This window comes from Fibrobacter succinogenes (assembly GCF_902779965.1).
Lineage (GTDB): Bacteria > Fibrobacterota > Fibrobacteria > Fibrobacterales > Fibrobacteraceae > Fibrobacter > Fibrobacter succinogenes_F.
Genome location: NZ_CACZDK010000035.1, coordinates 54,136 through 61,238, shown reverse-complemented (window position 1 = coordinate 61,238; position 7,103 = coordinate 54,136). Strand labels below are relative to the sequence as shown.

The window sequence follows — 7,103 nt, the reverse complement described above, 5'->3', positions numbered from 1 at the left end:
CTCTTCTATTCGTAATGGCTTAAGCTCTAATCTCACCCGCATAGCGGGTGGTTGTTAAAGCCGATGCTACGCATCGGCTTCTTACCTAAAGGACTTAAAGGCGATGCCGGAACGGAGTCCGGCATGACAAGTAGCAGTTCTTCGAAAGAGTCCTCTTCATCGGCGAAGGCAACGTCTTCATCATCGTCTGCAAATAGCATTTCGTCATCCTCGAAGCGTAGCGAAGGGGATCCATCCAGTTCTAGCCAAAAGATAGCCTCGTCGTCTTCTGTATCTCCTGCGTCGAGTTCTAGTAAAAAGGTTGAATCCTCCAGTAGCGAGTATGTTCCGTATGACCATTTTAGGTGTCTTGCTGATAACTGGAATCTTAGGGATACTATCTATAAGCAGTTTACCGATCCGCGTAATGGTCGTAGCTACTATTACTACACAGCAACTTCGCATAAGACTGGAAAAAAGGTAACCGTTATGGCCGAAAATCTGAATATCGGTGAAATGGTTCTTGGTGAAAATGATCAAAATGACGATACGAAGATTGAACGCTATTGCTACAATAACGATACCACGAATTGTGACAAGTATGGTGGGTTGTACCAGTGGGCTGAAATGATGCAGTTACCGAGTCGCTGCAATACCGAAAGTTGTTCTGATTGGATTGAACGAGATCATCAAGGTATTTGTCCTGAAGGTTGGCGTTTGTTTACTTGGGATGATTACGAAATAATTAGAGATTATAATGACAAATATGGTGATGGGATAAAAGGCTTGCGTTCGCAATGCTTTCTTGGAAGCAATGCTAGTGGTTTCTCTTTGATTGGTGGCGGAAAAAGAACAAAAAAGGGAAAGTTTGAAAAGTTAGACAATGTCGCATACTGGTATTATCCTGAAGAGGATGATTATGACCTTAAATTGTATGCTCATTTTGCGTATGTAATGAATCTGGTTAATGATTCTCCAACAAAAAATGATGGAGATGAGAAATCCTACGGACTTTCAGTTCGTTGTACAAAAATTGAATAAAACTCATTAATGGGTTTTGAGAATTAAAGAACTCCCAAGGGTGGGAGTTCTTTTTCGTTACTCTAAAATACCGCTACGCCAAAATCGCTGTCGCCTTCCTTGACTTTTGCAAGAATTTCAAGCCCTGTCAAGTCCTGCATCATGCGGATATTGTCATCTTCCATTTCAAAATTGCCACTACAGCCGTAACGGTTCACGATAATTCCACGGATATCTAGGTCGCGGCTACGGGCGTATTCTACAGTGAGCACGCAAGCGTTGATGGAGCCGAGCGCCGCCGTCGTTACGATAAGCAGCGGAAGCTTGAGCGTCTTAATGATATCTTCGAGGAAAATTTTATGGTCATCATAGCGGATGGGGCAAATGATTCCCCCGCTACCTTCGGCAAAGATGAATTCGTGGCGGAAGCAGGCTGCGTTAAAGTCCGCCTGAACTTTAGAAAGATTAACGGGATTGCCTTCTTTTCGTGCCGCCAAATGGGGCGAAACAGCCTCTTTGTAAACGTAACTGACGAGCTGTTCTTGCGTGTCTGGGAGATTTGCAATGCGCTTGACGTAATCAGCGTCGCCCGCAATCCACTTGCCCTCACGGAATTCAGCACCGCTGAGCGCCGCCTTGTAATAGCCTGCGTCAATGCCAGAATCGCGCCATTTTTTCACCAAAAGACCCGTGATAAAAGTTTTACCGACATCCGTACCCGTCGCCGTAACGAAATAACCTTTAGGCGATGAGGTTCGGGCTCGGTCGCCTACGGCTCCCTTTGAGGTTTGAGAAGATTCTTTAGATAAAAAATCAATCATTTTTTCATCCTAAATTATAATTCGTCATTGCGAGCGATATTATCGCGAAGCAATCTATTCATTTACGTATCGTCATCCTGAGCTGTCATCCTCGAAGCGAAGCGTAGGGGAACCATTATTTCTCGTTCTACATTTGCGACGGGATTTTCACTGGATTCCCTCCCTTCGGTCGAGAATGACGATTAAAGTTTCAAATGAGATACTAGTTCGTTGATTTTATGATTTGAGCAATTGCTGTCGCGGCAGTTTGAAGTTCTTCTTTTGTATGCGTTGCCATGAGGCTTGCGCGTAAGCGGGCCTGCCCTTTTGCAACCGTCGGATAACGGATTGCAGGAATCAAGACGCCCTCATTCTGGAGCGTTTCCGAAATCCGCAATGCCTTCGCTTCATCGCCAATGACAATGGGAATAATCGCCGATTCCGTTTGCGGAACTTGTAACCCGTGCAGGCGCAAGGTATCGCAAAAGAATTTCACGTTGTCACGCAATTGCTGAACACGTTCCGGATGCGCATCAATGAATTTTAAATTCTGACAAGCCGCAGCAGCCACCGCAGGGGCCATCGCCGTCGTGAAAATGAAACTGCGAGACTTGTTTTTCAAGAATTCAATCAACTGCTTGGAACCGGCGACAAAGCCGCCTTCGGCGGCCACGGCCTTGCTCAAAGTCCCGACAGTCACATCGGCATGAGCACAATTGTAATGTTCCGCAAGTCCGCGCCCCGTGCGCCCAAGGACGCCCGTGGCATGCGCCTCATCAATCATGAGCAACACGCCATGCGCTTTCGCAATCCGCAAAAGCTCCGGCAAGTTCGCCAAATCGCCATCCATGCTGAAAACGGCATCGGTCACAATGAGCCCGCGGAAGGGATGCGCAACTTGTTTCGCATTTTCCGCATCACTTAAAACAGCGTTTGTCGATGCGCTTTGTGCAAAGAATTCCGCTTTCGCCGTCTCAATTACACGTTCCAAATCAGCCATGTCGTTGTGCTTGTACACAAAGCATTTTGCCCGGGAAAGGCGAATGCCATCGATAATGCTTGCGTGATTCAGTTCGTCGCTGAAAATAAAATCGTTCTTGCCGCACAACGCCGAAATCGTACCCACGTTTGCCATGTAGCCCGTATTGAACGCGATAGCCGCCTCTTCGCCTTTGAACTTTGCAATAAATTCTTCAAGTTCATCGTGGGGAGTCTTGTTGCCGGTCGTGAGGCGAGCGCCACCGCTCCCCGTACCCCATTCAAGGACCGCATCCGCCATCGCCTGCTTGAGTTCAGGAACGTTTGCCAAATCCAAGTAAGAATTCGACGCGAGCAAAACCGTATCCTTGCCCGCAATCGTCACATGCGATGCTTCTGGCGACGAGATGTGACGCAACGTGCGGTACGTATTGTTCGCACGCGCCGATTCAAGCGCATTTTTCGTGAAAAGGTCTAAAATTCGTTCGTTCATAGTTACTTTAATTTATAGATTGCCGCGTCGCATTCCGCTCCTCGCAATGACAATCTATTCATTCTAATCTGCCCTGGATCCTTCACTACGTTCAGGATGACGTCACTAAGTTCTGCCAACTACATCCACGAGCACTTTTTTCTTCTGCAAGTACTCGATGCATTCTTCAGCCGAAGCCTTGCGGGAATCAAACAAGAAAATGCGGCCTCCGTTTTCATCGCCCATTTCCTTCATCTTCATGATGCGCACATAACCCAGTTCCTTGCTCGCCACATAGCCCGTGATGTAATTCGGGTCGTCCGAAACGCAAAATTCCGCCACCATTCCCGGCGCATTTGCCACCTTGGTCGCAAGCACAATCGCTTCGTTAAAATGGTTTTTGCATCCATCGACTTCGCTCGAATGAAGCGCATCCATATACGTCGCACGAACTCCGCGTTCGTGGTCTGGTTCCAGGCGCTCGCCCGTTGCAATATCGTAAAGCATCGCCCCGCGCATCGGGAACGTCGCCCGCAAAAGTTCAGGAAGCTTTTGGGCAAAATCTGCGATTTTATCGTTGCAAGCATTTCTGCTACATTCGGCTTCAACGTCATTGCGAGCGACATCGTCGCGAAGCAATCCATCATTTACAGCTTTACTTACAAGACTAAACGCTTTCTCCAACCCTTCCTGCCACGTTTCCACATCAATTCGTGTCACCGGTAAAGATTTCAAAATCTGGATGTCGCTTTCGTGAACCTTTTCAATTTTCACATTGATAAAATCCGGATCGCCTTTGGAATGATTCATCGCACGGCGCACCATTGCCGCACACACAGCTTCCACGGAATCACGACCAACAATACGTTCAGCACCGGAAATATGCTGTTCATGGGAGTTTTCGCCTTCGCCAACATGCTGCGAGGCTCGCATTTTTAAACTGTAGTAATCCATAAGAGCCTTCTTTTACGCGCCACAATTTAGAAAAAAGCCTTATTCTTTTTTCATTGAAATGAATATATTTTGGGTATTATCGAGAGCAATGATTTTTTCGGAACCTATTATGGATAATTACAAAAATTTTATAGCGGATTTTCCTGTGAACTCTGCGGAGTTTTTCACAGCTATAACTTACGCCACAACTGAACTGTACATTTCGATGCATGTACTCGATCTTGAGAATATGACTGCATATCCAATCAAGACTAACGAATTCATCGATAAGTTTATGAAATGTGCTAATACATTACAAGCAAGTATTACCAACATCATGGTAAACCTTGCTTGCCCGGAAAGTGTTGAAACCATTAAAAATTTTACGATTCTTTCCACATTGCCAGAACGCCTGAAAAATACAAATGTTATTTCAGAAATTTTTCATGGAAAGATTCACGGTTGGAGTAAGGCGATGTTTGTTCGCATTGGCGAAGAAAAGCCATTACGTCGAGTTCTCTACCTTGTCGAAAATGTAAATGAGCAAATGACAAAGTTGGAACAAGAGAAAGAACTCTTGGAGCAAAACCGCAAGCAACAAAATATGATCAATGCGCTCATGAACGGATATACCTCTGTTGTCGGTGTCGATTTTACAACTGAAAAGGTGGAAATTTTCCGCATTAATGACCGAATCAAAAATGCACTTGGCCTCACGAAAGAACCGCCACCGTTCAAAGTCCTTGTTGAAAAATACATCAACAGGACGGTTCACGAAGAGGATCGAGACAGCCTCCGAAAAGTAATTGACGAATCCTATATTAAGGAATACTTGCTAGTTGGCGGTAGTTTATCCAAAATCTTTCACAACGAGCTCGGTCAATATGTCGAGATGAAGGTTGTACGAACTGGCGAAGAATCAATAGTATTCGGCTTTACCAATAAAAATAGCGAAATTACAGAAATAAACGACAAAATCTATAAAGATTCCTTGACTCAAGTGATGAACCGCAAGTATTTTGATGATAAGTTATCTTCACGTAATAGCCAAGCGGTTGTCATGGCCGATATTGATTTTTTCAAGGAAATCAACGACAATTACGGCCACCAGTGTGGAGATGCAGCCCTTGCTGCCGTGGCGTCGATTTTGCGATTTTCTGTTCGTAATTTAGATCGTGTGGTACGTTATGGAGGCGACGAGTTCCTAATTTCGTTCAGAAACATCAGTCATAAAGTCCTGAAAATCAGGCTTGAACAGATGCGTGCAGAGGCGGAAAAAATCATTTTGCAAGATTACCCGGATGTAAAGTTGACGATGAGCTTTGGCGGAACATTCGGTGACGGAACCGTTTCAGACATGCTCTCTTTTGCCGACAAGGCGCTTTATGTATCCAAGAAAAAACGGAACTGCGTGACCTTAGTTCCGTTTGAATGCTAACGTCATGGCGGACTCGATCCGCCATCTTTATAAATAGAATTTATTCATGGAATTCGTCTTCGCCATCTACAATTGGCGCGGGTTCACATTCACCAATCAACTTGATTGCTTCGCAAATGCGGTCGATTTCAGAATCGGTCGTAATGAGCGGTGGCATCGTGTAAACGTAATTGCAGAACGGTCTGAGCCACACTCCGGTCTCGCGAATCACACGCAGAATGTCGTCTGCGGACGGTTTCGCCTTCAATTCCAAAACACCTATCGCCCCAAGCACACGCACGTCTGCCGCATTTTCAAGCGAACGTAGCGGTTCCAAATTCTGCTTCAAGCGTTTTTCAATCCGCGCCACGCTCGACGCGTAATCGCGACTTTCAAACAACGAAAGCGAAGCAATCCCAGCCGCACACGCAAGCGGGTTCGCCATGTATGTCGGTCCATGCATAAACGCCGGAATCTTGCTATTCGTAATCGTATCGGCGACCTTCTCCGAAGCAACGCAAGCCGCCATCGTAATCGAGCCGCCCGTAAGCGCCTTGCCGATGCACATAATGTCTGGCTTTATAAAGTCGGCGCATTTATTTTCGCGGCAATTACCAGCACCGTTTTCAGCAGTATGCATCATCGCAAATCGCGGGCCCGTGCGGTAAAATCCTGATGCAATTTCGTCCAAAATAAGCAAGATGCCATAACGGTCGCAAAGTTCACGAAGTCGCTTGAGGTAACCCGCATTATAAAGCCACATGCCGTTTCCGCCCTGAAAAACAGGCTCGCAAATGACCGCCGCAATTTCATCTTTATGCTCTTCGACAACGCGTTCCATCGATGCAAAATCCGCTGGATTCCAGGCTTCGTCAAAACGGCAGTTCGGGCGTTCCGCAAAGTAATGGTGCGGCATGATTCCGCGGAAAAGCACATGCATGCCATCGGGATCGCTCAAAGCCATTGCGCCTGCCGTATCGCCGTGGTAGCCGCCCTTCAAGGCGACCAACTTACAGCGCTCCGGGCGACCCAGCGAATGCTGGTACTGCACCGCCATCTTGGCGGCGCATTCCACGGCGATGCTTCCCGAATCCGCAAAGAAAATCTTGTTCAAGCCCTCAGGCAAAAAGTTCACCAGCTTTTCACCCAGTTCAATTGCAGGCTCGTGCGTAAAACCGCCGAACATCACGTGGCACATTTTTTCGCTTTGCTTGCAAATCGCTTCAACAATTTCAGGAGCGTTATGCCCGTGAGCCATGCACCACCAGCTCGATACGGCATCAATCAGTTTCAATCCATCGGCTGTTTCAATCGTCGTTCCGTGAGCCGACTTTGCAAGGAATCTTGCGGGGGTATTTTTCAGCGCAGCATACGGGTGCCACAAATGCTCGCTGTCAAAATTCAATAGCGTATTCATTTGCTGTGCAATATAGAAAAATGCGCGGTGTTTTTCTATCAAAAAGGAGATGCCCCATCAAGTGGGGCATGACAAGTCGCGGGTATG

Annotated in this window: 6 protein-coding genes; 2 read left to right on the top strand and 4 right to left on the bottom strand. The window is 46.7% G+C overall.

What is annotated here, in order from left to right:
• Positions 1-63: 63 nt before the first annotated feature.
• Positions 64-1,020, top strand: a complete 957-nt coding sequence (locus tag HUF13_RS14190; RefSeq protein ID WP_173475734.1) for an FISUMP domain-containing protein — start codon at positions 64-66, stop codon at positions 1,018-1,020.
• 62 nt (positions 1,021-1,082) lie between these two features.
• On the opposite strand, the gene bioD is transcribed toward HUF13_RS14190, so the two are convergent.
• From bioD to HUF13_RS14175, 3 genes are all read right to left on the bottom strand, one after another.
• Entirely contained in the window at positions 1,083-1,820 is a 738-nt protein-coding gene (gene bioD, locus HUF13_RS14185; protein WP_304039215.1) for a dethiobiotin synthase, read from the bottom strand.
• A gap of 202 nt (positions 1,821-2,022) precedes the next feature.
• Entirely contained in the window at positions 2,023-3,270 is a 1,248-nt protein-coding gene (locus tag HUF13_RS14180; protein ID WP_173475733.1) for an 8-amino-7-oxononanoate synthase, read from the bottom strand.
• A 105-nt stretch (positions 3,271-3,375) separates the two neighbouring features.
• A complete protein-coding gene (locus tag HUF13_RS14175; RefSeq protein ID WP_173475732.1) occupies positions 3,376-4,203 on the bottom strand; it encodes a 6-carboxyhexanoate--CoA ligase in 828 nt (275 codons plus the stop codon).
• A gap of 109 nt (positions 4,204-4,312) precedes the next feature.
• Here HUF13_RS14175 and HUF13_RS14170 point away from each other — a divergent pair, with 109 nt between their 5' ends.
• Entirely contained in the window at positions 4,313-5,620 is a 1,308-nt protein-coding gene (locus HUF13_RS14170; RefSeq protein WP_173475731.1) for a GGDEF domain-containing protein, read from the top strand.
• A gap of 40 nt (positions 5,621-5,660) precedes the next feature.
• Here HUF13_RS14170 and bioA read toward each other — a convergent pair whose 3' ends face one another.
• Positions 5,661-7,016: an adenosylmethionine--8-amino-7-oxononanoate transaminase gene (bioA, locus tag HUF13_RS14165; RefSeq protein WP_173475730.1), complete on the bottom strand. Its 1,356-nt coding sequence runs from the start codon at positions 7,014-7,016 to the stop codon at positions 5,661-5,663.
• Positions 7,017-7,103: the final 87 nt, after the last annotated feature.